The sequence below is a fragment of the Muriicola sp. E247 genome, assembly GCF_041358175.1.
Taxonomy (GTDB): Bacteria; Bacteroidota; Bacteroidia; order Flavobacteriales; family Flavobacteriaceae; genus Muriicola.
In genome coordinates this window covers 1-2,311 of sequence record NZ_JBGKBE010000025.1, presented here as the reverse complement: position 1 = coordinate 2,311, position 2,311 = coordinate 1, and the positions used below count along the sequence as shown (strand labels likewise).

Sequence of the window (2,311 nt, the reverse complement as noted above, 5' to 3'; positions counted from 1 at the left end):
GTTTTTTGAATCTGAAATCTCCTGGATTAAAAGACTAGAAATATTAAAAAATAAAAACGCATTACAACAACGGCTATAATTCATTTTGGCTAAACCCAACTTCAAATATTTATTCTATTTTTAAAACAAAGAACCAGGTTAAAGGCTAAACCTGGCAGCTCGCCTTGCCCTCGTTAATTTTTCCTGCAAGGTTTGGAAATCCAACGCTTGGCTCGCTGCTAAGTCAAAACGAAATCATAGCCAAGACCGTTAGCAACAAGCTGAAAAAATGAAAAAGAAGACTTACACATTGACTATTCTAGCATTTCTGGTGGGGTTTGGATTGTTTGCCTGTTCCTGCCCAGTTTATAAAAATCTTGAAGTATTTCAGTTAGGGGAATTTGAACAATCAGAGTGCATTTTTATTGGCGAAGTTTTGGAGTTTAATCCCGAAAAGAAGAGTTACCGAATAAAAGTGATAGAATCATTTAAGGGAACAGAAAACAGACTTATTTTCGAAGGGACTTATGACCAACAATGCGGTCCAATAATTAATGGACTTGGTAAGTGGATTTTTTACGGACATACAGATTCAAATGGAGTCCTGAAAGTAAATGAATGCGGACTGACCAGAAGTTTTGAAAACCCGATACACGGTCTAACGGACTTTGAAAAATCGGATTCTGAAATCAAAAAGCAATCGCAAGCTGACTTAGAACTGGAAATCGAAAGTTTACGTAATAAATAAAGCCAGTTGCTAACAACGGCTATAATCCAGCTGGGCTTTTCCACTACATTGAAATTTCCTACATTTAATAAAAACATAAATGGCTTAAATCTCTACGGCTGTCAAAGAAGCCGAGATCATAGCCGGGACCGTTGTACACCATTTCGAAAAAGTGATAAAAATATCTTAATCATATTATTCGTATCTCTAATTAGCTGTAAAAGTGAAACGAAAAAATTAAATGTTGTGAGCTTAGACATTGTATTCTTTAATTCAAAACAGAAAATAGAATCAGTTGCAGAATTGGACGAAAACCTACTCGTACCAACCGACTTTAGCGGAATTTTGGAAAACTCATTTGACCAAATTATAAAAGATGATAACCACAGAGAAATAATCGGTGCTGACTTCACAATTGACTTTTTTACTGATGACGAGCATTCAAGCAACTTTATGATTTCATTGTACGGAGAAAACGGACTTTATGAATTAATAGAATTGGCTAAAAAACACAATTGGCAAATCTATGATTCTGGACTTGACGAAATGATTGATTTGGAAAATCCTGAAAAGAATGGATATGAAAATCATAAAAAATACGTCGAGCAAATACTCAAACGAAAATAAAAAACGGTGTACAACAACGGCTATAATTCATTTTGGTTGAAACCAACTTCAAATATTTATCCTATTTTTAAAACAGAGAACCAGGTTAAACGCTAAGAACAGCAGCTTCGCCTTGCCCTCGTTAATTTTTCCAAACAAGGTTTGGAAATCCAACGCTGGGCTCGCTGCTAAGTCAAAACGAAATCATAGCCAAGACCGTTGTACACAAGCTGAAAAAACACCCAAAATTGAAGAAAAGCCTATTAATAATTATTATAATTATCTTTTCAAATAATTTATTTGGACAAGAAAAAATATTCGGATATTACACAAGTAATGTTGCGGAATTAGGGTTTTTCGTGACAAAAATAAGACTGAATAAAAACTATACTTTTGAATATGAATTCAGCGGAGATTTAATTAATCAAACTGGAAAAGGAACATTTGAAATCAATAATAGTAATGAAGTTTTACTAAAATTTGAGAATGAAAAGGAGGAAGATAAAACTGTTGCGGAAATACTTTCTTCTGGAAATTCAAAAATTGAAAACAAGAAATATAAATACAAAAACGGAAAATTGTTTGCCTTTCATTTGGATGGTTATGTGGTAAAACGTGGACAAGCATACAGCCGACATAAAAAATTTTTATTTTGGGGAGAAAGATATTTAACTAAACGTAGAATTTATCTAAAAAAGCGAACTGAATGAAAAATGAAAAGCCAGTGTACAACACAGTATATAAGCTATGGCTTGGTCAGTCCACACTTGGAAAATCCTGCGGATTTTCCAAAGCCAGTTTTTATTTTGAGAGTTTCGTGCTAAAACACGCCACAGCTCATATACATAAACGTTGTAATGCATTTAAATCCAAGCTTATGAAACTAATTTTCACGATTTTAATGTTATTGTCTGGTATTACTGTATTCTCTCAATCAGATAATTTGGTAGGTGACTATTTTCTTCAAGCGGGGAGTAAGGATAAACACTTAATTGAATA

4 protein-coding genes are annotated in these 2,311 nt (G+C 33.6%); all 4 read left to right on the top strand.

Features of this window, described 5'->3' with window-relative positions; translation table 11 throughout:
- The first annotated feature begins 268 nt into the window (after positions 1-268).
- On the top strand, positions 269-727 hold the full coding sequence (locus ACA086_RS14890) for a hypothetical protein (protein ID WP_371004138.1): 459 nt from the start codon (positions 269-271) through the stop codon (positions 725-727).
- A 225-nt stretch (positions 728-952) separates the two neighbouring features.
- A complete protein-coding gene (locus tag ACA086_RS14885; protein WP_371004137.1) occupies positions 953-1,333 on the top strand; it encodes a hypothetical protein in 381 nt (126 codons plus the stop codon).
- 227 nt (positions 1,334-1,560) lie between these two features.
- Complete coding sequence (locus ACA086_RS14880; RefSeq protein ID WP_371004136.1) at positions 1,561-2,022, top strand: hypothetical protein; 462 nt, start codon at positions 1,561-1,563, stop codon at positions 2,020-2,022.
- Positions 2,019-2,311: hypothetical protein (locus ACA086_RS14875; RefSeq protein ID WP_371004135.1), on the top strand; the 293-nt coding region annotated here is incomplete at its 3' end. The genes ACA086_RS14880 and ACA086_RS14875, both read left to right, overlap by 4 nt.